This window comes from Massilia sp. WG5 (assembly GCF_001412595.2).
Classification (GTDB): Bacteria; Pseudomonadota; Gammaproteobacteria; order Burkholderiales; family Burkholderiaceae_D; genus Telluria.
In genome coordinates this window covers 3,567,595-3,589,637 of the sequence record NZ_CP012640.2, presented here as the reverse complement: position 1 = coordinate 3,589,637, position 22,043 = coordinate 3,567,595, and the positions used below count along the sequence as shown (strand labels likewise).

The 22,043-nt window shown below is 63.5% G+C and carries 18 protein-coding genes; 8 read left to right on the top strand and 10 right to left on the bottom strand.

The annotated features are described in order from the left end of the window. The first annotated feature begins 1 nt into the window (after window position 1). The 4 genes from icmF to AM586_RS15995 all read left to right on the top strand — a co-directional run bounded on the left by icmF (window position 2) and on the right by AM586_RS15995 (window position 7,573). A complete protein-coding gene (icmF, locus tag AM586_RS16010) occupies window positions 2-3,289 on the top strand; it encodes a fused isobutyryl-CoA mutase/GTPase IcmF (protein WP_052234237.1) in 3,288 nt (1,095 codons plus the stop codon). A 123-nt stretch (window positions 3,290-3,412) separates the two neighbouring features. Then, window positions 3,413-3,718, top strand: a complete 306-nt coding sequence (locus AM586_RS16005) for a hypothetical protein (protein WP_052234238.1) — start codon at window positions 3,413-3,415, stop codon at window positions 3,716-3,718. 145 nt (window positions 3,719-3,863) lie between these two features. Further along, a complete protein-coding gene (gene prsT / locus AM586_RS16000) occupies window positions 3,864-6,638 on the top strand; it encodes an XrtA/PEP-CTERM system TPR-repeat protein PrsT (RefSeq protein WP_052234239.1) in 2,775 nt (924 codons plus the stop codon). Window positions 6,639-6,808: 170 nt separating this feature from the next. After that, window positions 6,809-7,573 (top strand): GNAT family N-acetyltransferase, encoded by a 765-nt coding sequence (locus AM586_RS15995; RefSeq protein ID WP_229412933.1) that lies wholly within the window; start codon window positions 6,809-6,811, stop codon window positions 7,571-7,573. Window positions 7,574-7,597: 24 nt separating this feature from the next. Here the strand turns inward: AM586_RS15995 and AM586_RS15990 are convergent, their stop codons facing one another. The 10 genes from AM586_RS15990 to AM586_RS15945 form a co-directional block, all read right to left on the bottom strand. Continuing rightward, window positions 7,598-8,230 carry a hypothetical protein gene (locus AM586_RS15990; protein ID WP_052234241.1) on the bottom strand — a complete coding sequence of 211 codons (633 nt, stop codon included), beginning with the start codon at window positions 8,228-8,230 and terminating at the stop codon, window positions 7,598-7,600. A 140-nt stretch (window positions 8,231-8,370) separates the two neighbouring features. After that, entirely contained in the window at window positions 8,371-9,252 is an 882-nt protein-coding gene (locus AM586_RS15985) for a PEP-CTERM sorting domain-containing protein (protein ID WP_229411245.1), read from the bottom strand. A 242-nt stretch (window positions 9,253-9,494) separates the two neighbouring features. After that, window positions 9,495-11,108, bottom strand: coding sequence for an FAD-binding oxidoreductase (locus tag AM586_RS15980; RefSeq protein WP_052234243.1), 1,614 nt, complete (start codon window positions 11,106-11,108; stop codon window positions 9,495-9,497). 20 nt (window positions 11,109-11,128) lie between these two features. Beyond that, complete coding sequence (locus tag AM586_RS15975) at window positions 11,129-11,851, bottom strand: GAF domain-containing protein (RefSeq protein WP_162600552.1); 723 nt, start codon at window positions 11,849-11,851, stop codon at window positions 11,129-11,131. A gap of 101 nt (window positions 11,852-11,952) precedes the next feature. Continuing rightward, the gene (locus tag AM586_RS15970; RefSeq protein WP_052234245.1) at window positions 11,953-13,047 is read right to left on the bottom strand and encodes a nucleotidyltransferase family protein; all 1,095 of its coding nucleotides are present in this window, start codon (window positions 13,045-13,047) and stop codon (window positions 11,953-11,955) included. After that, a complete protein-coding gene (locus tag AM586_RS15965; RefSeq protein ID WP_197416496.1) occupies window positions 13,044-13,961 on the bottom strand; it encodes an HprK-related kinase A in 918 nt (305 codons plus the stop codon). The genes AM586_RS15970 and AM586_RS15965 overlap by 4 nt, the downstream gene beginning before the upstream one ends. Beyond that, complete coding sequence (locus tag AM586_RS15960) at window positions 13,955-14,227, bottom strand: HPr-rel-A system PqqD family peptide chaperone (RefSeq protein WP_082439365.1); 273 nt, start codon at window positions 14,225-14,227, stop codon at window positions 13,955-13,957. Before AM586_RS15960 ends, AM586_RS15965 begins: the two co-directional genes overlap by 7 nt. Window positions 14,228-14,243: 16 nt before the next feature. Further along, window positions 14,244-14,789, bottom strand: a complete 546-nt coding sequence (locus tag AM586_RS15955) for a hypothetical protein (protein WP_156328254.1) — start codon at window positions 14,787-14,789, stop codon at window positions 14,244-14,246. 236 nt (window positions 14,790-15,025) lie between these two features. Next, window positions 15,026-15,652: an XrtA/PEP-CTERM system exopolysaccharide export protein gene (locus AM586_RS15950; RefSeq protein WP_082439364.1), complete on the bottom strand. Its 627-nt coding sequence runs from the start codon at window positions 15,650-15,652 to the stop codon at window positions 15,026-15,028. Between the two features lie 112 nt (window positions 15,653-15,764). Beyond that, a complete protein-coding gene (locus AM586_RS15945; RefSeq protein WP_052234396.1) occupies window positions 15,765-16,481 on the bottom strand; it encodes a S1C family serine protease in 717 nt (238 codons plus the stop codon). A gap of 430 nt (window positions 16,482-16,911) precedes the next feature. On the opposite strand from AM586_RS15945, the gene AM586_RS15940 reads away from it, so the two are divergent. From AM586_RS15940 to AM586_RS15925, 4 genes are read left to right on the top strand one after another with little or no spacing between them, the layout of a single operon-like run. Beyond that, window positions 16,912-18,447, top strand: a complete 1,536-nt coding sequence (locus AM586_RS15940; protein ID WP_052234248.1) for an XrtA system polysaccharide chain length determinant — start codon at window positions 16,912-16,914, stop codon at window positions 18,445-18,447. A gap of 36 nt (window positions 18,448-18,483) precedes the next feature. Further along, window positions 18,484-19,434 (top strand): XrtA-associated tyrosine autokinase, encoded by a 951-nt coding sequence (locus AM586_RS15935; RefSeq protein ID WP_052234249.1) that lies wholly within the window; start codon window positions 18,484-18,486, stop codon window positions 19,432-19,434. After that, window positions 19,415-20,971 (top strand): TIGR03016 family PEP-CTERM system-associated outer membrane protein, encoded by a 1,557-nt coding sequence (locus AM586_RS15930; RefSeq protein WP_082439363.1) that lies wholly within the window; start codon window positions 19,415-19,417, stop codon window positions 20,969-20,971. Before AM586_RS15935 ends, AM586_RS15930 begins: the two co-directional genes overlap by 20 nt. Before the next feature lie 11 nt (window positions 20,972-20,982). Continuing rightward, window positions 20,983-22,041, top strand: a complete 1,059-nt coding sequence (locus AM586_RS15925; RefSeq protein WP_052234251.1) for an XrtA/PEP-CTERM system-associated ATPase — start codon at window positions 20,983-20,985, stop codon at window positions 22,039-22,041. Window positions 22,042-22,043 lie beyond the last annotated feature (2 nt).

Below are 22,043 nucleotides of genomic sequence, written 5' to 3'. Positions count from 1 at the left end.
CATGAACGACATCACCCCCGCCGCCAAGCTCGATCTGCCGGAACAGCCGAAGCTGAGCAATAAAGTGCGTTTCGTGACCGCCGCCTCGCTGTTCGACGGCCATGACGCCTCGATCAACATCATGCGCCGCATCCTGCAATCGAACGGCGCCGAGGTCGTGCACCTGGGCCACAACCGCTCGGTCGACGACGTCGTCACCGCGGCCCTGGCCGAGGACGTGCAAGGCATCGCCATCTCCAGCTACCAGGGCGGCCACGTCGAATACTTCAAGTACATGATCGACCTGCTGCGCCAGCGCGGCGGCGCGCACATCAAGGTGTTCGGTGGCGGCGGCGGCGTGATCGTGCCAAGCGAAATCGAAGAGCTGCATGCCTACGGTGTGACGCGCATCTTCAGCCCGGAAGACGGCCAGCGCATGGGCCTGGTCGGCATGATCCGCTCGATGCTGGAAGCCTGCGACATCGACCTCTCGACGTATGCCCCGACCAGCCTGGAGCCGCTGCAGGCTGGCGCGATCGAACAGCGCCACCGCCCGCTGGCCCAGCTGATCACCGCGCTGGAAAACGGCAAGGCCACGGCCGAACTGCGCAAGCAGATCGTCGATGCGGCCGAAAGCCTGAAGGTGCCGGTGCTCGGCATCACCGGCACCGGCGGCGCCGGCAAATCCTCGCTGACGGATGAGCTGATCCGCCGCATCCGCCTCGACCAGGGCGACCGCCTGAACATCGCCGTGGTCTCGATCGATCCGTCGCGCCGCAAGTCGGGCGGCGCCCTGCTCGGCGACCGCATCCGCATGAATGCGATCAATCCGTGGAACGGCCAATCCCGCGTGTTCATGCGCTCGCTCGCCACGCGCGAAGCGGGGTCCGAGATCTCGCAGGCGCTGCCGGAAGTGATCGCTGCCTGCAAGGTGGCCGGTTTCGACCTCGTGATCGTCGAAACCTCGGGCATCGGCCAGGGCGACGCGGCGATCGTCCCGCACGTCGACCTGTCGATGTACGTGATGACCCCGGAATTCGGCGCCGCATCCCAGCTCGAGAAAATCGACATGCTGGACTTCGCCGATTTCATCGCCATCAACAAGTTCGACCGCAAGGGCGCCCAGGATGCGCTGCGCGACGTCGCGAAACAGTACCAGCGCAACCGCGAACTGTGGAGCAGGCAAGCCGACGAGATGCCGGTATTCGGCACCCAGGCCTCCCGCTTCAACGACGACGGCGTGACGGCCCTGTACCATGGCCTGCTGCCGGCCCTGGCCGAGCTCGGCCTGAAAACCGAAGCGCCGAAGCTGCCGAAGCCGTCGCAGAAATACTCGAGCGGCAAGAACGTGATCGTGCCGCCGGGCCGCACCCGCTACCTGGCCGAGATCGCCGATACCGTGCGCGGCTACCATCGCACCACTTATAAACAGGTGAAACTGGCGCGCGAGCGCCAGCAGCTCAGCGAAACCAAACGCATGCTGGCGCTTGCGAACCGTGAAGTGGTGCTGGACGACCTGATTACCGAGCGCGACAACGCGATGGATGGCGAAGCGAAGAACCTGCTGGCGGCCTGGCCGCAGCTGCAGGCGACCTATGCCGGCGACGAGCATGTCGTGAAAATCCGCGACAAGGAAATCCGGACCAGCCTGGTCCAGACCACGCTGTCCGGCAACAAGGTGCGCAAGGTCGCCCTGCCAAGGTACGAAGACCATGGCGAGATCCTGCGCTTCCTGATGCTGGAAAACGTCCCCGGCGCCTTCCCCTACACCGCCGGCGTGTTCCCCTTCAAGCGCGAGGGCGAAGACCCGACCCGCATGTTCGCCGGCGAAGGCGACGCCTTCCGCACCAACCGCCGTTTTAAACTGGTGTCGCAAGGCATGGACGCCAAGCGCCTGTCGACCGCCTTCGACTCGGTGACCCTGTATGGCGCCGACCCGGCCCTGCGCCCCGACATCTACGGCAAAGTGGGCAACTCCGGCGTGTCGATCGCGACCCTGGACGACATGAAGGTGCTGTACGACGGTTTTGATCTGTGCAGCCCGAGTACGTCCGTGTCGATGACCATCAACGGCCCCGCCCCGACCATCCTGGCGATGTTCATGAACACCGCCATCGACCAGCAGATGGAGAAGTTCGCCCTGGAGAAGGGCCGCCAGCCGACGGAAGAAGAATCGGCGAAGATCAGGGCATGGGTGCTGGCCAATGTGCGCGGCACGGTGCAGGCCGACATCCTGAAGGAAGACCAGGGCCAGAACACCTGCATCTTCTCGACCGAGTTCTCGCTGAAGGTGATGGGCGACATCCAGGAATATTTTGTCCAGCACCAGGTCCGCAATTTCTACTCGGTGTCGATCTCCGGCTACCACATCGCCGAAGCCGGCGCGAATCCGATCTCGCAGCTGGCGTTTACGCTGTCGAACGGTTTTACCTTCGTGGAAGCGTATCTGGCGCGCGGCATGCACATCGACGACTTCGCGCCGAACCTGTCCTTCTTCTTCTCGAACGGCATGGACCCGGAATACACGGTCCTGGGCCGCGTGGCGCGCCGCATCTGGGCGGTGGCGATGCGCGACAAGTATGGCGCCAACGACCGCAGCCAGAAGCTGAAGTACCACATCCAGACCTCGGGCCGCTCGCTGCACGCACAGGAAATCGACTTCAACGACATCCGCACCACGCTGCAGGCGCTGATCGCGATCTATGACAACTGCAACTCGCTGCACACGAATGCCTACGACGAGGCGATCACCACCCCGACCGACGAATCGGTCCGGCGCGCGCTGGCGATCCAGCTGATCATCAACCGCGAATGGGGCCTGGCCAAGAACGAAAACCCGAACCAGGGCTCGTTCATCATCGAGGAGCTGACCGACCTGGTCGAGGAAGCGGTGCTGCAGGAGTTCGAGCGGATCGCCGAGCGCGGCGGCGTGCTGGGCGCGATGGAAACCGGCTACCAGCGCGGCAAGATCCAGGAAGAGTCGATGCTGTACGAGCACAAGAAGCACGATGGCTCGCTGCCAATCATCGGCGTGAACACCTTCCGCAACCCGAAGGGCGCGGAAGCCCCGGCCACCATCGAGCTGGCCCGTTCGACCGACGACGAGAAGCAGTCGCAGCTGACGCGCCTGGAAGCTTTCCACCAGCGCAATGCCGCCGAGGCCCCGGCCGCGCTGGCCGCGCTGCAGCAGGCCGCGATCGACAACGAGAATGTGTTCGCGCGCCTGATGGATGCCGTGCGCGTGTGCTCGCTGGGCCAGATCACGACCGCGCTGTTCGAAGTCGGCGGGCAGTATCGCCGGAATATGTAAGCTGGCTGTCCGGCCAGCCGGCGGCGCCTGCGGGCGCCGTTTTTCGTTTTAGCTCAGGCAATCCCGTGGGCAGGGGCGACGGGCCTGTCCTAGAATGGTTCCAGGACCACCACGGAGCCATGCATGCCGATCAAGCCGGAACACCTCGCCGCCCTGATGCGCGAAGTCGAGCAGGAAGATCCGATCGATTTCGCCGACCTCCCCTTCCCCGAAGACGATCTGCGCGAGCTGGTCGCCAATCACCTGTGCGAAATGGCGGCCTCGATGGAGAACTTCAGCTCCGAAGACCGCCTGATGACCTTGCTTGCCGTGTCCGCCAAGCTGGTGCTCGAAAACCTGGTGCTGCACGTCCAGCTGCTGCGCCGTCACGGCATCCCTGCCGGCGACAATGTCGAGGCGCTGCTGAGCCGACTGCGCAACAAGAAGTAAGTGCGGCCGACAAACCACAGATTTGTTTGATTTCGCACAATTGCCTATTGTGTTAATGAAGCATTGATTTCTTCGGGTATGATTAATTTTTGTAAATTTCTATGCAGACAGGCCTGTTTGCACCCGCCTATATTTCGAGGAAATCATGCCGCGTAAAGTCAACAAGAAGGCGCTCAGCACCGCTCTGGTCACCGGAGCCATCATCGTTACCGCCGCTCTCGGCGGCTGCAATCGCACCAAGCCGACCGAACAACTGCTGGCGGAAGCGAAGCAGTACCAGCAAAAAGGCGAAACCAAGGCCGCGATGATCGAGCTGAAGAATGCCGTCGCCAACAGCCCGGAAAACGGCGAAGCGCGTCTGGCACTCGGCACCCTGTACGTCGAATCCGGCGATTATGTTTCCGCAGAAAAAGAACTACGCAAGGCGCTGTCGCTCGGCATCGACAAGAAGCGCGTGCTGTCGCCGCTGGCCCGTGCCCTCGACCAGCAGGGCAAGTACAAGGACGTGCTGGACGTGATCCCGGCCGACAGCGCCGCCAGCTCGGCTGAGCTGCTGACGCTGCGCGGCAATGCCTATCTCGACCTGAACCAGCCGGACAAGGCCAAGGAAGCCTATGAACAGGCCGCCAAACTGCAGCCGGACAGCGGCAACGTCCTGATCGGCATGGCGCGCCTGGCGCTGTTCCAGAAGGATGCCATGGCGGCGGCGGTGCTGATCGACCAGGCTGTCGCCAAGGATCCGAAGAATACCGACGCCTGGATGTTCAAGGGCTCGCTGGCGCGCAACGAAGGCAAGATGCCGGAAGCGCTGGCCGCGTTCACCCAGGCATCCGTGATCAAGCCGGACCACCGCACCGCGTATATCGAAAAAGCGCTCGTCGAGATCAACCTGCGCAAGTTCGACGAGGCCAAGGCCGACCTGGTCACGGCGCGCAAGCTCACCCCGGGCAGCCTGCAGCTGGCCTATACCCAGGGCCTGCTCGACTTCACCAAGGGCGATAACTCGGCGGCCCTGGAATCCGTGCAAAAAGTGCTCAAGAGTGCACCCGAGCATATGCCGAGCCTGCTGCTGGCAGGCGCGATCGAGCTCAAAATGGGTGCCCAACAGCAAGCCGAACAACACCTGCGCAAATACCTGGACACCATCCCGGACAATACCTATGCGCGCAAGCTGCTGGCCCAGGCCCAGCTGCAGACCGCCCCGTCCGATGCCCTCGCCACCCTGGCGCCGGCGCTGAAGGGGAACTCGGACGACCCGCAGCTGCTGGCCCTGGCCGGCGAAACCTATCTGCGCAACCAGGATTACGGCAACGCCACCACCTACCTCGAAAAAGCCTCGGCGCTGGTACCGAAGGTCGCGGCCCTGCACACTTCCCTGGGTTTGTCGAAGTTGCACCAGGGCGACCAGGCCAAGGGCTTGTCCGAACTCGAACTCGGCGCCTCGCTCGATACCAGCTCGCCCAAGGGCGGCATTGCGCTGGTGCAGGCCGAACTGGCGATGCAGCACTACGACAAGGCGCTAGCCGCCGCCCAGGCGCTGGTGAAGCAGCAGCCCGAGAATGCGCAGGTGCATGTCCTGCTGGGTTCGGTATATGCGGCCAAGGGGGATATCGCCAATGCCCGCGCCAGCATGGAAAAGGCGCTCGCGCTCGAACCGAGCAATTTCCCCGCCGCGGCCAATCTGGCCCAGCTCGACCTGAACGACAAGAAGCCGGCCGATGCCGAGGCCCGCTTCACCACGCTGCTGAAGAAGGATCCGAAGAATATCGCGGCGATGACCGCGCTGGCCGAGCTGACCAACGTGCAGGGCCAGCCGGACAAGGCCACGACCTGGCTCGAAAAAGCCAGCAGCGAGAATCCGGACGCGGTCGCCCCCGGCATCCGCCTGGCCAACCATTACCTGCGCAACAAGCAGGCGCCGAAGGCGCTGACCGTGGCGCGCAAGCTGCAGACCGAACATCCGACCGATCCCAACCTGCTGAACCTGCTGGGCCAGACCCAGCTGGCAAACAAGGACAACGAAGGCGCGATCGAGACCTACAGCAAGCTGGTCAACGTCCAGCCGAAGTCGGCGCAGGCCAAGTACCAGCTCGCCTCGGCCTATGCGGTGGCCAAGCGTGACGACGATGCCGCCGCCGAGCTGAAAAAGGCGACCGCCCTGCAGCCCGACTTCCTCCCGGCCCAGCTTGCGCTGGCCGAGCTGGCGATGCGCAAGAAGCATCCGGAAGAAGCGCTGGCCATCGCCCGCAGCCTGCAGAAACAGGAACGCAATGCGTCCGCCGGCCTAATGCTCGAAGCCGACCTGCTGACCATGGAGAAGAAGATCGACCAGGCCCTGCCGCTGTACGAGAAGGCCCAGGCCAGCCATCCGACCACCCAGGTCGCCCTTGCCATGCACCGTCTGCAAAAGATGAGCGGCAAGGAACAGAAGGCCAACCAGGGTCTGGCACAATGGATCAAGGACCATCCGAACGATGTCCAGGCACTGATGTACTCGGCCGAGCAAAGCCTGTACAGCAAACAGTACCAGCCTGCGGCCGCCCAGCTGGAGACGGTGGTGAAGCTGACGCCCAATAATGCGCTGGCGCTCAACAACCTGGCCTGGACCTACCAGCAGCTGAACAATCCCAAGGCCCTGGAAACGGCCGAGAAGGCCTACAGCATCGCCGGCAACAACCCGGCCGTGCTCGACACCCTCGGCAGCATCCTGACCGACAAGGGCGACAGCAAACGCGCAGTGGACCTGCTGCAGAAGGCGGTGGCGGCGCTGCCCGAGAACGGCGACATGCAATTGCATCTGGCACAAGCCCAAGTCAAGAGCGGCGACAAGGCGAACGCCCGCAAGACACTGGAAAAGCTTTCTGCAGCCAATAAAGGCGAGGCTGCGGTCAAGGCCAAGGAACTGTTACAACAACTGTGAATTTTCACCGGCGGCGCAAGCCGCCGGTGTCACAAATAGTGCATTTTTCATCATATTAGTTAGCAATTATTCATTTCTTTATAGAATCTTTACTGCCTCGGTGTTACGATTGTTAAAGTACCCGCGCCTTTGCGCAAGATGATTATCGACGTCCTGCGGAGATTAAAAGAATGAACAGTTTAACAACTCACGAGGAATTGACAAAAGCGTCCTCTGAATCTCAAGGCGCACGGTACGATACCGCTCCTGAGCAAGCTGCCAAGCTCGACTGTGATACGATCACAGACGTGACTATTAACGAAAAAACATTTGGTATCCGCACTGCGGACACGGATGGGAGACGCAGTTCTGCGAATCTTCTCATCAACAAAATGTATGCGTGGCGCGGTTATACGGGCACGCATCGTCTTGACGATGATCCGAACCGGATTACCCTTTCGGCTTCTGACCACGGCGAAGTGGTCGGAACGGTCACGCTTGGCATCGATTCCCCGGTCGGCTTGCTGGCCGACGAAGTCTTCAAGGACGAGATCGACCGCTTTCGCGCGCGCGGGGCAAAAGTCTGCGAGATCACCAAGCTCGCCTTCGATCCCAAAGTCCGCTCCAAGGCCGCGCTGGCCTCGCTGTTCCACGTGATGTTCATCTATGGCCGCCGGCTGCACAAATGCACCGACGTGTTCATCGAAGTCAATCCGCGCCACCGCCGCTTCTATGAAACCATGCTCGGCTTCAAGCGCATGGGCGAACTGCGCATCAACCCGCGCGTGGATGCGCCGGGCTGGCTGCTGTGGAACAGCCTCGATTACGTCCAGGAACAGATCGAGCGCTACGGCGGCACCAGCGATTCCATAGAAAACGAACGCTCCCTGTTCCCCTATTTCTTCTCCCAGAAGGAAGAAGAAGGTATCGCGCGCCGCCTGACCAATCTCGGTTGAGTCCGGACAGGCTTCCAGACCCGCTCAGGCGCCCGGCGCACCCGCCGGCGCCTGCCCGGCCGCTTCATGGCGCACCAGGATCGGCACGATCAGCCGGCGCATGAACAGGCCGATGCCGCCCCACATCGTGATGAACCAGAGCGGCACGCCGCCCGGCGGATTGCCGGGATAGCCCCACTGCCCGCTATGCACGCCCGTGTATTCGATCAGCGCCCCGAGCAGCACCATATAGCCGGCATAGGCCAGGTCCAGCGGCTCGTGGAACAGCACCAGCCCGACCAGCAGCAAGGCGCCGGTCACCATCAATAAGGTATTGCTGTCGTGGATGGTCGCGAACGCGGCCGCATAGGCCAGTGCGAGCGCCCACACCGTGGCGCGCCGGCCGCCTGGCGCCGGACCGTTCAGCAGGCGCCGCGTGTGCAGCAGATAAAAGCCCCACATGAACAGCTCCCAGACCGGCTGCAGCAGGATGTCCGGATGGGCGAACATGAAGATGCCCTGCTTCAGGGACGCCGCGTTCATCGCCGTGAAGAACAGGCAGACGCAGACATAGAAGATCGCTTCCACCTTGCTGATCCGGCCGAACGTCAGGGCCCAGAGCAGCAGCAACGCGGCCAGCTTGCCGAGGTTGGTCGGCACGAAGGCCAGGATCAGCATGACTGCCGGCACCTGGAGAAGAAGGCGGGTTCGTATATACATTTGGCAAGTAAACAATAGGACGCTGATGTTGTCAATCAGCAAAAGTTTTAGAAAAAGAAAAAGGCCTCCGAAGAGGCCTTTTCATGAGCGCGCCAGGATTACTTGGCAGGCTTCTTCTCGCGGCGACGCAGGGCAGCGCCCATGCCGACCATCGCCAGGCCCATCAGCGACAGCACGCCCGGTTCCGGGACGGTGCCGGAGTATGCCTGGGCTGGATCGTCGATCCGTGCGCCCAGGATGTTGGCGCCGCCATTCCAGGTCGGGTTGTAGTTGTAGCTGTTCTTGAAGCGCAGGTCGCGCAGGCCGAGGTAGCTCGAGAACCAGTTCGAGTCCAGCTGGTTTGCCCACAGGCCGGTCATGCCGTTGACCGTGGCATCGGCCACGACCGAACCGTAGGAATCAGCCACACCGGAGAAGCCGTTGCTGCTCGGGATGGTCGTGCCGACGATGGTGTTGGTGGTGTTGCCGGTATCCATGCCGGTATCGAACATGATACGCGCCAGGAAGGTACCTTCGGTGAAGCCGGTGGCGCAGCTATAGCCGCAACGAACGCCGGCCGGGCTGATGTCGGTCGAGCTGGCGCTCATCTTGCTGGTATCGCGCCAGTACAGGTCGAGGTAGCCGCCGGTTGCAGGGAATGCGTTCAGCGGGTCGGTCGAAGCAGTACCGGCTTGAACGCCGTAGAACATACCGGTGATCTGGCCGCCGGAGAAGCCATTGGCGTAGATAGCCGGGGTGATCGGATTGACCGAGTCGTGCGGAACCACGACGTTACCTTTGTACAGGGTCTCGACGCTAAAGACACCCCAGTTGATCTCTTTCACGCCATTTGCGTTCCAGGTGGTCGCACCATTCGTGGCGATTTGTTCTTGGCCGGTAAACTTCAGGTACAGCGGACCATCCGGCAGGGCGATTGCCGGAGCAGCATAGGCACCAACGCTCATGACGGCAGTAGCGGCGAAAGCGAGTAACTTCTTCATGTTCTCTCCAATATTTGGATTTCAATTGATGGTTGCGACAGCACAGGTATATAAGCAACCTCTGTGCCAGCATGAAGAGTTACCTTGTAAATAACTGATTTTTAAGCGAATTGTTATTTGGAAATTAACATTATTGCGTAATTACATTGCCCGGTTAACAAAAATTGTAAAAAAACCCGACAGTGCGCTGTTTAACACATCTGTCGGGCCATGACCGCTGAGGAGATTTGCCGGGCATGTGCTCAGCTGTGATAACGCCCCGGCGCCAGCAGGTCGTGCGGGTCGAACTCGCGACGCAGCCGCGCATGCAGGCGCGCCGAATCGTCCAGCCAGCCCTGCAGTTCGGGCATGGCGTCCACCGCCAGCCGGTAGGGGAACCAGCCGCGCTCGCGGCCGGCGGCGATCAGTTCGCGGTAACACGCTTGCGCCGCCGCCACTGCCGCCGGGGAATGGCGGTCGAACAGCAGTGGCACGGTGCTGTCGAACAGCTTGTCGCTGAGCGAGGTGAAGGTCAGCAAGGGCTCGATGCCGTGGCGCCGGGTGATCTCCCTGACCATCTGGACATAGGCGCGCGCGCCGGCGCCGCGCATCGGCACCAGCGGCGCGTACCAGATCAGGCCGCAGCCATCGCGCGCCGGATCGCGCGGCCCCTCGCCATGCGGACGCGGATTGCGCCAATAAGCCAGCGGCAAGGCGGTTTCGTTCGGGCGCCCGAGCACCAGTTCCATCGAACTGGCCAGGGTCGACGCGGTGCTCGACAAGCGCCGCCCGGCCGGCCCTGGAATCCAGCGCGACAGGGCCAGCAAGGTATTCGCATTGTCCTGGCTCAGGAACAGCAGGCGGCTGGCTACGCCCTTCAGCGCGGCCCGGATCTCCTTCTGCGCCGCCGCCACCATCCTGGCGGTGCCGTACAGGGTGCCGAAACCGGTCCAGGGCAGGATCTGGTACTGGCTGCCGAGCGCGTCGATCACTTCCTGCGGGATCAGGCCGTCGGGCCCGACCCGGTCGGCCGGATACGGCGCCGACATCGCCAGCACCCGGTGCCGGTTCATGAGGTTCAGGCCGCCGACGGTGCCGGGCAGGCGGCCGAGAATCGTGCGGATCCGCTCGACGGCCGGCTCGAGCAGGCTGTCGTCCTTCAGGCTGAACAGGCATACCTTCACTTTTTCCGGCCGCCGCGCCAGCATGATGCTCATGCGCGTCACGATGCCCAGGCCGCTCTGGGTGAAGAGGCCGCTGGCGTAGGGACCGATGCCCCACTTGAACAGGCGCGCGATATCGTCGCCGCCCGCTTCGCGCATCGCCGTGCGGTACAGGCTGCCATCCGCGAGCACGGCTTCCAGGTCCGTCACCGCGGCGAAGTGGTCGGTATGGGGCGTCACGCCGTAGCCGCGCTCGAGCGCATTGCCGAGCAGGCTGCAATGGGGACCGGCGCCGGTGGTCGGCACCATGAACGGGTAGTCCTTCTGCGTCAGGAAGTCGGCCAGCATCCCCTGCGTAACGCCGGGCTCGACCGTGATCACGCCCATTTCCTGGTCAAAATGCAGGATCTTGCGCAGCTTCGACAAATCGATGATGACGCAGCCGTCGCGCGCCGCCAGCGCGCTGCCGTAGCCCCAGTTGTTGCCGGTGCTGATCGGGTGCACCGGCACCCGGTAGCGCTGGGCGATGCGCATGACTTCAGGCAGGAGTTGACTGTCGAGGATGCGCAGCGCGGCCGGCAGGCGGCGCGCGGCGCCGGTGGTATCACGGCCCCAGGCCTGCTGGGCGGCATCGCCGGTCAGGACATTGTCCCGGCCGAGCAATGCCTGCCAGGCATCCAGTGCGGACGCCAGATGGTGTGTGGTATCGGGCATGAATCGGATTAAGAATCGCTTCAGGTCGGTGGGGACAATGGAGGACGCTTCAACTTCAGGTTCAGTTGCTCGATCAATTCGGTTGCCGCGCTGACGATCTGGCCGGACTCGAAACCGGCCTTCGTCATTTCCTTGAAAAACGAGCGCGCCAGAATTTTTGCCGCATCCTCCGGATTACGGTAAGCCAGGCGGACCTTGTCCTCGACCTGGTCACGCGCTTCCTGCAGCAAGGCCAGCTGGGCAAAGCGCGAATCGAGCAAGCGTTGCAATTGTTGCACCTGGATCGACTTACCAATGAATAGCGCAATTATATTCAGCAATTGCAAATCGCTATGGCCAAATGCCGGCCTGTCCTTCGCGCCCGCCACGTTGATGACGCCAACGATCTTGCCGTCGACGCGCAAGGGGGAGCACATCAGGCTGCCGCCGATGTCGTCGCGGGCATGCGCCAGCCCCGCCAGTTCCGACTGCGCGATATCGTCGACCAGCAGCGGATCGCCGCTGGCCAGCACCCGGCCGCAGATGCCTTCCCCCTGCCCGACCGAGGCCGTCAGGGCCGCATCCGGCAAGTTGCCGACGCGCGCATACAGCGTCATGCGCAGGTGTTCGGGCGCGCCGCTGTTGAGCAGCATGATCGAGCAGCTTCCCGCACCGAGCAGGCCGGCCGCCAGCGTGGCTTGGTGCTGCAGATTATCGTCGAGGCTGCCTTCCGCCAGAAAATGCTGCAGGTCCTGCAATCGCACCAGCCTGTTTTCCGCGCTTCCCATGTCGTCCTCGCAATATTAATGATTGCATATCAATAATCTTTTAATAATATGCCTTTTCACTTTGCGGAGCCAGCCATTCAATGGGCCGGCTTTGCGTCAGGAGAAAGAAAGGCTTTATGGAACAGATGGCGCGTCAGCAGGAAAAACGGCATGCGCAGCCAGTTGCCGCGGATGTACAGCATGCCGTGGGCGGCCGGCGTGAAAGCGTCGGCGCAGCTGGGGTGCGCCGGGACCAGGGCGCGCAGGAACAGGCGGTCCATCAGCGCCAGCAGCGGGCGGCCGGGGCCGGACGGCGCCATGGCCTGCAGGACCGCGTCCGGCACCCGCGTCCCCAACAGACGCCGGCAGTAGCGCAGCGCATAGAACAGCGGCCGTTCGAGTTCGAGTTCGCGCGCGCGCGCCGGCAAGCCGTCCCAGAAGCCCTGCTGCGGTCCGAATTGCTGGAGCAGCCGGTGAATGTCGAACAGGTTGCGCAGGCCGTGGTCGAACTCGCCTTCCGAAAACAAGTGCACGGCGCTGTGCAGCACCATGTCGCGCGGCGCCAGCATGAACAACCGCGGCATGCCCGGTGCGAGGCCATCGATCGGCACGGCGGCCGCGCGCAGCCTGGCGGGATCCGGACGCTGCGCCGCCGTCTCGGGCAGGATGGCATGGTGCACGTCGATGACGTTGCCTCGGCGCAGGTGCTCCATCGGCGGCAATTCATGCATCCACTCGCGGTAATAGCGCTGGTCGTAGGCATCCTGGTGCAGGCTGGCCCAGCCGTTCAGCATCAGGGCGGCCTCTACCTGGCCCAGCTGCGCTTTCGGCACCAGGATATCGATGTCGGAAAACATCCGGCCGCGCCCCGCCGCCAAGCCGGCCATCGCATACGCCGCGCCCTTGAGCAGGATCAGCGGCAAGCCCAGGCCGGACAAGGCGCGGTCGATCTGCATCACCTCGTAATGCACCGCCTGGGCATGGCGCGCGCTGGCGGCACGCGCCCACTCCAGCTGGGCGCGCGGCGCCGGCGGGACCGCGTCGAACAGGCCGGCATCCTCGAGCAGCACCGGCAGCATGGCGCTCATATTCGCGCCGAGCGCCTGGCGCAGCAGCAGGTCCCAGCCGGCCAGATCGAGTCCGGCGGCGGCGGACGGCTCGCGCAGCACGCGCAGCAGCAGCGGGTCCCTCATGCGCCCTCCTTCGCCAGGCGCTCGAACAGGGTCACCGCTTCGTCCAGCTTGCTGTAACGGAACTCAAAGGCCGCCGTCGATTCGATCAGGTCGCCGAGGGCCTTGAAGCCGCGCACACCCAGCACCTGGTAATTAAAAGCGTTCTCGGCCACGCCCATGAAGGCGCGCGCCTTCGCCAGCGGCGCCAGGCTGGTGGCGGCCTGCGCCTCGTAGCGCGGAAACACGATGAAGGCGGCGCGGGCCGGATCGAAGGCGCGGGCGATGCTGTCTGCCGGGGGTTTCAGGTGGGCGATGGTGCCCTTGGCGGTGTTTTCCACCGGCCGGCTGAGCACGGCATCGGGGGCGTAGCCGCGGATCACGTCGATCGACCCGTTCTTCAGGCTGACCGGACGCGGCAGCGGCAGCACGGCGCCGTCGTCCAGGCGCACCAGGGTCATCTCGTCGGACAGCAGGCGCCAGCCGCGCGTGACCAGCGCCGCGCACAGCGTGCTCTTGCCCGAGCCGGGCGGCGCCGGCAGGATCACCGCGCGGCCATGCCGCTCCAGCACGGCGGCATGGATGATCAGGTAAGCGTGGGCGCGGTGCGACACGCACCAGTTCATCACCCATTCGAACATCGGATAGGCCTGCGCCAGCGGCAAGGGCTTGAACGGGGTCATGCCCTCGTGGGCGAAACGGACCTGCGGCCGGAACCAGCGGCGCACGCCGCCCGCGCGATGCAGCGACAGGTGGAAGTCGGCAAAGCCGCCGGGCTCGTCAACCGGATAGTCGGCGTACAGCAGCGCAATGCCATCGACCAGATAGGGAATGTCGCTGCGGATGCGGTTGGCGAAGGGCCCGGTGCGCAGGACCAGCCCCGGGCCGGCCAGGCGCGCCGCCAGCTCGCGCCGCGGCAGGTCGGCGATGGTCAGCATGGGGAAAATTCGACCAGGTCGAGGGTGGCCAGGCCGGCCAGCATGTCGTCGATCACGGCGCTCAGTTCATCGGCATCGGCCTCGAAGCGCCCGGCCAGTCCGGCCGCCAGGGTAGCGGCATCGGCCGGGCCGGCGCGCAAGGCCTGCAGCACATCGATGGCGCCGCCATCCAGCAGGTGGGTATTGCCTGACAGGTCGTTGTACAACACCGCTTCGCCATCCCATTCCCGAAAGAAAAGGGATTGCCCTTGAACCACGCGCCACATGCTTATTGCCGCCCCGTCAGTCGTGAGTGGCCTGCAGGTAGTTCTTGACCTGCTCGGCGCTCCACTTCACTCCGGCGGTCGGCTCATAGTAGCCCTTGGCCTGCACCTCGGACCACATGCTCAGCAGCGTCTCGACGGACAGGAAATTGATTTTGCCCGACTTGATATTCAGGTAGGTCGCCACTGCATGCATCGCCAGCTTGTACTGGTCAAAGTGCTGCGGCGTCAGCAGGTTAAGCATTGTCGAGCAGGTGTAGTTCTTGCCCTTGGTATCGGCGCTGCAGGAACGCGGGTCGCCGGCGGAAAACACGGCGGCGAACATGGTCGTGGTGGGAATCGGCCAGGCGCTGGTATGATTTTTCCAGTATCCCGGCGAGAGCCCCTGGCAGACTGGCTCCGGGCCGTAATGACTGCTCAAGCCGCCGGACAGGGCGCCCGAGGGCGACTTGCAGATCATCGGGCTCATGGCGGCACGGCTTTCCAGTGTCAACAGGACACCGGCTGCGCCGACGCCGGCCTTGGCCAGCCGGCGCCGCGTGGCGCCGCGTTCACTCAAGGACAAGGGCGCCGCGTTTCCATTGCTTTCTTGATTTTCGGTAGGCACGTGCGATATCCCCAAAGATGTGTTGCGTTCATGCGAAGTTTCCCTGACTTCCCATGAAAAGCAAGTTCCGGGCCATGATCACGCTGTTCCGAAAAAAATATTTTAAATCAGACGCTTAGTCGCTGATGTACTACCCGGAAATTTCCATTGTAAGTCGGAACGCTGCCGAGTGTAAAAATTATCGACGCGTAAGATTAGAAGAAACTTTCGGGGATCACAAGCACATCACCCGGGCGCATCGGCATATTGGCCGAGATATCGCCGTCCTTGATCAGATCGTCCAGGCGGACGTTGAACTTCTGCTGTTTGCCATCGACGGTGCGGATCAGGCTGGCACGGTTGCCGGCCGCGAATTCGGTCACGCCGCCGACCGCGATCAGCACGTCCATCAGGGACATGTCGCGGCGGTACGGCAGGGCTTGTGGCTTGGCAGCTTGGCCGACCACACGGATCTGTTCGCTGAAATTGCCGATGAAGTTGGTGACGATGACGGTCACCACTGGTTGCTGGATGAATTTGGCCAGCGCCTTTTCGATATCGCGCGCCAGTTCGGTCGAGGTCTTGCCGGCGGCCGGCAGGTCTTCGACCAGCGGGGTCGTGATCTTGCCGTCCGGACGCACCGGCACCGACATCGACACCTCGGGATTGCGCCACACCATGATATTCACGGTATCGCCCGGTCCGATCAGGTACTCGGGGTTGCTGACCTGGGTTTGAGGCGGCAGCGGGCTCCTGGTGGCGCAGCCGGTCAGGACCAGCGCAAGCGCAGTGGACGCCGCTACTGCCGTATGTTTGATCAGGTTCGCCTTGTACTTGCCCACGTCATTCCCTTTCGTCGAACGCAATATGTTAGTAAGCCATTAACAGCGAGCTATTGTATATCATAGTGCTTTAGGAAAAGACCGCGCACGCTTGAAAACTTTCCCTAACGTTTCATTTCTGTTGCATTAGATTTTTAACGTATTTCACCGGGATCGCATACGTGATGCCGCTGGGGTTGCTGATCGCGGTTTCCTTCAAACCTTTGACGAACACGGCGTTGATCACGCCCCATACCTGGCCGCTGGCCGGGTCGTAGACCGGGCTGCCGCTGTTGCCGGGATAAGCTGTCGCGTCGAGCTGGAAGATGTCGAAGGACGTGCGCTGAAGCTGGGCCAGCTGGCGCACCTCGAGCTTGCGCGAGTTCAGCGACGGCATGACGATTGGCGTGATGGCCGCCAGGGTGGCGCGGTGGGTGGCCGCATGCAGGCCCAGCACCATGCCCAGCGGATAACCGGTGAACGCCAGGTTCTGGCCCTCGGCCGCCTCATCGGAATCGCCCAGCTTCAAGGCCGGCAGCGGCGGACCGCTCAGCCGCAGGTGGGCCAGGTCATGCTCGTTGTCGCGCGCCACCAGCTGGGCCGGCCGGAACCGCACTACGTCGCCGTCGCTGGTCACGATGCCGAGCTGCTCCATATGCGCCTCGTCCAGCTTCTCGGGCACCACATGCGCATTGGTAATCACATCCAGGCCGTCGCCCGTCACGAAGCCGGTGCCGAAGAACACGGTCGACGGACTGCGCGTGCGCTCGAAGGTGCCGACGCCGACCACTGAACGCTTGACGGTCGGAACTACGGCCGTCAGATCGGCGCCCGCTGCAGGCACCAGCATGCAGGCCGCCACTCCCCCCGCCAGCAGCCGACGCGCCGCGCCAGACCATGTTTCGATTGCGCACCAACCGTGCACCCCTTTTTGCAATTTAGACATTACAATAAATTCGATTTCTTTTAGAAAATTGCGATTCTGCAAGTCTACTCCATGAATACTCTGCCTGCCGCCGCTGTATTGCCTCAATGCATCTTACATCCTTGTTTTTCATAAACTCTTTTCAATAATTTCACAAAATCAATGCAAGTACAGCGCATCTCCGGGTTTCTTGACGGCATTTGTGTTGTAGACGAGGTACTACCTGTCGAGCGCTTCACATTTTTCTTGTGCTTAATTGCAATTGCTTTGAGTACAAGCGATGATGATGAGTATTCCATTTTCCTTGACCCGGATCAGTACATAAATCCGGTTCCTTCCTGGTGAGATTGACACGATGGCAGAGATCACAGCCACCCTCCTGAACTTCCTTAAAGCAATCGGCAAGTACCGCTGGTATGCCGTTGCCATTTCTTGGACGATCGCCGTAATCGGCTGGGCCGTGGTATTAAAGCTGCCCAACCAGTACGAAGCGTCGGCCCGCGTGTATGTGGACACGCAAAGCATCCTCAAGCCGCTGCTGTCGGGCATGACTACCCTGCCCAACCTGGACCAGCAGGTGGTCTTCATGCGCCGCACCCTGATCAGCCGTCCGAACGTCGAGCGCCTGATGCGCATGGTGGACCTGGACGTCAAGGCCAGGGACACCAAGGAACATGAAAAGATGGTCGACGAGCTGATGGCGAAGATCAAGATCGCCGGTACCGAGCGCGACGACATCTATACGATCACCTATACCGCGGACAACCCGAAGCTGGGCAAGGACGTGGTGCAGTCGCTGATGACCATCTTCGTCGAGGGCGGGTCCAGCGGCAAGAAACAGGACTCGGAACGGGCCGTGCAATTCATCGACGACCAGATCAAGTCCTATGAAGGCAAGCTGACCGCTGCCGAAAACTCGCTGAAGGAATTCAAGATCAGGAACATGGGCCTGCTGCCGCGCGAAGGCGGCGGCGACTTCAGTTCCCAGCTGAGCCAGGCCACCGACCAGCTGAGCCAGGCGCGCCTGGAGCTGGCCGAAGCCGAGCAGGCCCGGAACGCGATCCGCCGCCAGATCTCGGGCGAGCCGGCCAAGCCGGGCGAAGTGGCCAATATCCCGGTGACCGATCCGGAACTGGAAGCCCGCATCGCCACCACCCAGAAGAACCTGGATGCCCTGCGCCTGCAGTACACCGAGCAGCACCCGGACATCGTCGCCAACCGCCGCCTGCTGGACCAGCTGCTGGCGCAGAAGGCCGACCTGTCCAAGCAGAAGAAGCGCAGCGCCGACCCCGGCGCAGGCTACAGCCCGATGCTGCAACAGCTGAACGTCTCGCTGTCGCAGGCCGAAGCCCATGTGGCGTCGATGCGCACCCGCGTCGACGAATATGCGGCCCGCGTCGCCCGCCTGCGCACCCAGAGCGCCTCGGTGCCGGAAGTCGAAGCCCAGCTGGCCCAGCTCAACCGCGACTACCAGGTCAACAAGGAAAACTACCAGAAGCTGCTGGAACGCCGCGAACAGGCACGCCTGTCGGGTGACCTGTCGTCCGCCACCGACATGCTGAACTTCCGCGTGATCGACCCGCCGACCGTCCCGCTGCAGCCGAGCGGCCCGAACCGCCTGCGCCTGTTCTCGCTGGTGTTCGCCGGCGCCCTGGTGGCCGGCATCGCCGTCGCCTTCCTGATGAGCCAGCTGCGCCCGACCTTCCTGAGCCAGGCCACCCTGCGCGAGGTCACCGGCCTGCCGGTGCTCGGCTCGATCGGCATGAACTGGACCTCGCAACAGACGATCCGCCGCAAGCGCCGCCTGGCCGCGCTCGGGGTATCGGTACTGGTCCTGTTCGGCATTTATGGCGCCGGGATGGCAGCGATCCTGTCCCATCCGACGCTTTAATCGCGGCGCCCCCGTAAAGATTGCAAGGAGTTCCTCGTGAGCATTATCGAAAAAGCGGCCAGCCGCATCGACCGGCAGCAGCGCAGCACCGCCCCCGTCATCCCTGCCAGCCCCATCGACGCCAGCGCGGCCCCGGCCGCGGTGCTGGACATCCCGGCGCATGAGGTCGTGCACGCAGTCCCGGCCACGCCGGCCTTTGGCGCCGCCCCCGCGGCGGCAGCGCCAGCCGCTGGCGCCGAGCGCGCCGTGCCGAAGTTCAGCACCCGCCGCGTCGAACTGGACCTGGCGCGCATGCGCGAGACCGGCATGGTCACCGCGGCCAGCGGCCGTACGCCGCTGCTGGAAGACTTCCGTATCATCAAGCGCCCGCTGCTGCAGCGCGCCTTCGCCGAGCGCGCGCCGGGTGACAAGCCGGGCAACCTGATCATGATCACCAGCTCGCTGCCGGGTGAAGGCAAGACCTACAGCGCGATCAACCTGGCGATGAGCATCGCCATGGAACTCGACCACACCGTGCTGCTGGTCGATGCCGACGTGGCCCGTCCGTCGGTGCTGCGCACGCTCGGCCTGCCGGCCCAGCGCGGCCTGATGGACTTGCTGGTCGACGAGAAGCTCGACATGGGCGACGTGATGCTGCGCACCAACGTCGACACCCTGTCGATCCTGCCGGCCGGCACCAGCACCCCGCGCGCGACCGAGCTGCTGGCCAGCTCGACCATGAGCAACCTGGTCACCGAAATCGCCAACCGCTATCCGGACCGCATCGTGATCTTCGATTCGCCGCCGCTGCTGCTGACCAGCGAATCGCGCGTGCTGGCCTCGCACATGGGCCAGATCGTCCTGGTGGTCGAAGCCCAGACCACGACCCAGCATGCGGTCAAGGAAGCCCTGAGCCAGCTCGATGGCCTGAACAACGTAAATCTCATCTATAACAAGACCAGGGACCTCCCCGGCATTGAAGAGACGTATGACTATCACTACGGCTAAGCGTCCAGAACGGGCGCTTCTGCTGACGCCGCTCGCCATGGCGGCGTTGCTGTGGTCGGCCGAATGTCGCGCCGACTGGAAATTTACCCCGACCGTCGGGGCGACCGAAACCTATACCGACAACGTCAACCTGCAGCCCGGCGATCGGGCGCACGGCCAGTTCGTCAGCGAAGCAATGGGTGGGTTTGCAGTGACGGAGCTGAGTTCGCGCCTGCGCTTTTCCGCGTCCGGCCGGGTACACCAGTTCGCTTACACCGATGGCAGCCTGCCGAACCTGAACAACCGCGAACACGACTACAGCGCCGCCGCCCTGGCCAAGCTGACGGACGACGTGTTCCTCGACGTGGCGGCCAGCGGCGGCCCGCAGAGTATCTCGGCCTTCGGCCCCCAGGTGAGCGACAGCCTGTATACGATGGGCAACCGCACCACCGTCAACACCTGGCGCATCAGTCCTTACGTCCAGCACCACTACAGCAACGTGGCCAACCTGCTGCTGCGCTATTCGCGCGATGGCGTCGATGCCGGCGCGCGCAACCTGTTCGGTTCAAGCACCGCCAGCACGAGCAGCGTGAACGTGAACAGCGGGACCGCCTTCCATGCCGTCGGCTGGGGCCTGTCGTACACCCACCAGGAAATGCAGAACCGCCTGGCCGGCGGCTCGTCGTCCAGCAATGCGCTGGGCAACCTGCGCCTGCGCTATTCGTCGTACCTGAGCGCCACCGCCAGCGCCGGCTACGACGAATACGATTACCAGGCGCTGGGCGGACGCACCGCCGGACGCAACTGGTCCGGCGGCTTCATCTGGACCCCGTCGAGCCGCACCAACCTGCAAGCCAGTTTTGGCCGCCGTTATTTCGGCAAGACCGGCTCGCTGATCGCCAGCCACCACAGCCGTCACAGCGTGTGGAGCATCAACTATAGCGACGCCATCACGACCACCCGCCAGCAGTTCCTGCTGCCGTCGACGGTCGACACCGCGGCCCTGCTCGACACCCTGTTCAGCGCCTCGATCCCGGATCCGGTGCTGCGCCAGCAAGCCGTGCAGGCCTACCTGCAGGCCACCGGCCTGCCGCCCAGCCTGGCGAACAACGTGAATTACCTCAGCAACCGCTACCTGCGCCAGAAGCAGCTGTCGGCCGCGGTCGCCTTCAACTGGGCCCATAGCAGCCTGGTGACCTCGGTCGCAAAAACCGAGCGCACCGCACTGTCCCTGCAGCAGAGCGACAGCGAGCTGCTCGGCAGCCAGCTCGCCACCCTGAACAACAATACCCGCCAGCGCAGTCTCAACAGCGTCTTCACCTACCAGCTGTCGTCGCGCAGCGCGGCCACGGCAAGCGCGAATCTGGCCCGCGTGACCTCGATCGATACCGGCATCACCGAAAACCACCGCCAGTTCCGGGTCGGACTGGCGCGGCGCCTGGATCGCCGCCTGAACTTCGCCGTCGACCTGCGCCACGTGCGCGGCGGCAGCGGCGCGGGCACCGGCCAGACCTACACCGAGAACGCAGTATCAGCCTCACTTTCCGCCCAGTTTTAATCGGAGCAGCGATGTACGAAACCTTTTACGGATTTTCCGCCAAACCCTTCCAACTGCGTCCGGACCCGCACTTCTTCTTCGGCAGCAAGGGGCACAAGCGCGCCATGGCCTACCTCGAGTACGGTCTGTCGCAAGGTGAAGGCTTCATCATCGTTACCGGCGAAGTCGGCGCAGGCAAGACCACGCTGGTGCGCAACCTGTTCAACGGCCTGCCGTCCGACCAGATCGTGGCGGCGCACATCGTCAACACCCACCTCGATCCGGACGACACCCTGCGCATGGTGGTGTCGGCGTTCGGCCTGCCGTACGAAGGCGCGAGCAAGACCGACCTGCTGACCCGCCTGGAAAAATTCCTGTGCGACGTCGACCACCAGGGCAAGCGCGCCCTGCTGGTCATCGACGAGGCCCAGAACCTGTCGGCGCGCACGGTCGAAGAGCTGCGCATGCTGTCGAACTTCCAGACCGACGACAAGTCGCTGCTGCAGACCTTCCTGCTCGGCCAGCCGGAATTCCGCGCCACCCTGCACAGCCCCGGCATGCAGCAGCTGCGCCAGCGCGTGATCGCCAGCTACCACCTGGGCCCGATGGACGCGCAGGAAACCCGCGCCTACATCGAGCACCGCCTGCACACGGTCGGCTGGAACGGCGACCCGTCTTTCGATGACGGCGCCCACGCCGCCATCTACGCCTACAGCGGCGGCATCCCGCGCAAAGTCAACACCCTGATGGACCGCGTGCTGCTGATGGGCTACCTGGAAGAGATGCATGCCTTCACGGACGCCGACATCCAGGCCGTCATCAGCGACATCAGCGAGGAGTTCCAGCTGCCCGAGGGCCAGGCTGCTGCCGGGGCGCCGGAGGCCCTGCCGGGCGCCGGCCTGGGCGTGCTGGGCCAGGAACTGCGTACCCTCGACGAGCGCGCCGGCGAGCGCCGCGCCAGCAGCGTCGAGGTGCTCGACGAACGCATGATGCGCCTCGAGAAATCGATCGTTTCCGTACTGTCGATCCTGAAGAAGATCGTTGCCACGCCCCAGGGGGCGGTCACCCAGCCGATGGACAACCAAGAATGAAC

Coding starts and splice junctions, on each gene's coding strand:
- icmF (WP_052234237.1), top strand. CDS start 2: ATGAACGACATCACCCCCGCCGCCAAGCTCGATCTGCCGGAACAGCCG.
- AM586_RS16005 (WP_052234238.1), top strand. CDS start 3,413: ATGCCGATCAAGCCGGAACACCTCGCCGCCCTGATGCGCGAAGTCGAG.
- prsT (WP_052234239.1), top strand. CDS start 3,864: ATGCCGCGTAAAGTCAACAAGAAGGCGCTCAGCACCGCTCTGGTCACC.
- AM586_RS15995 (WP_229412933.1), top strand. CDS start 6,809: ATGAACAGTTTAACAACTCACGAGGAATTGACAAAAGCGTCCTCTGAA.
- AM586_RS15990 (WP_052234241.1), bottom strand. CDS start 8,230: ATGCTGATCCTGGCCTTCGTGCCGACCAACCTCGGCAAGCTGGCCGCG.
- AM586_RS15985 (WP_229411245.1), bottom strand. CDS start 9,252: ATGAAGAAGTTACTCGCTTTCGCCGCTACTGCCGTCATGAGCGTTGGT.
- AM586_RS15980 (WP_052234243.1), bottom strand. CDS start 11,108: ATGCCCGATACCACACACCATCTGGCGTCCGCACTGGATGCCTGGCAG.
- AM586_RS15970 (WP_052234245.1), bottom strand. CDS start 13,047: ATGAGGGACCCGCTGCTGCTGCGCGTGCTGCGCGAGCCGTCCGCCGCC.
- AM586_RS15965 (WP_197416496.1), bottom strand. CDS start 13,961: ATGCTGACCATCGCCGACCTGCCGCGGCGCGAGCTGGCGGCGCGCCTG.
- AM586_RS15960 (WP_082439365.1), bottom strand. CDS start 14,227: ATGTGGCGCGTGGTTCAAGGGCAATCCCTTTTCTTTCGGGAATGGGAT.
- AM586_RS15945 (WP_052234396.1), bottom strand. CDS start 16,481: ATGCTGGTGCCTGCAGCGGGCGCCGATCTGACGGCCGTAGTTCCGACC.
- AM586_RS15940 (WP_052234248.1), top strand. CDS start 16,912: ATGGCAGAGATCACAGCCACCCTCCTGAACTTCCTTAAAGCAATCGGC.
- AM586_RS15930 (WP_082439363.1), top strand. CDS start 19,415: ATGACTATCACTACGGCTAAGCGTCCAGAACGGGCGCTTCTGCTGACG.
- AM586_RS15925 (WP_052234251.1), top strand. CDS start 20,983: ATGTACGAAACCTTTTACGGATTTTCCGCCAAACCCTTCCAACTGCGT.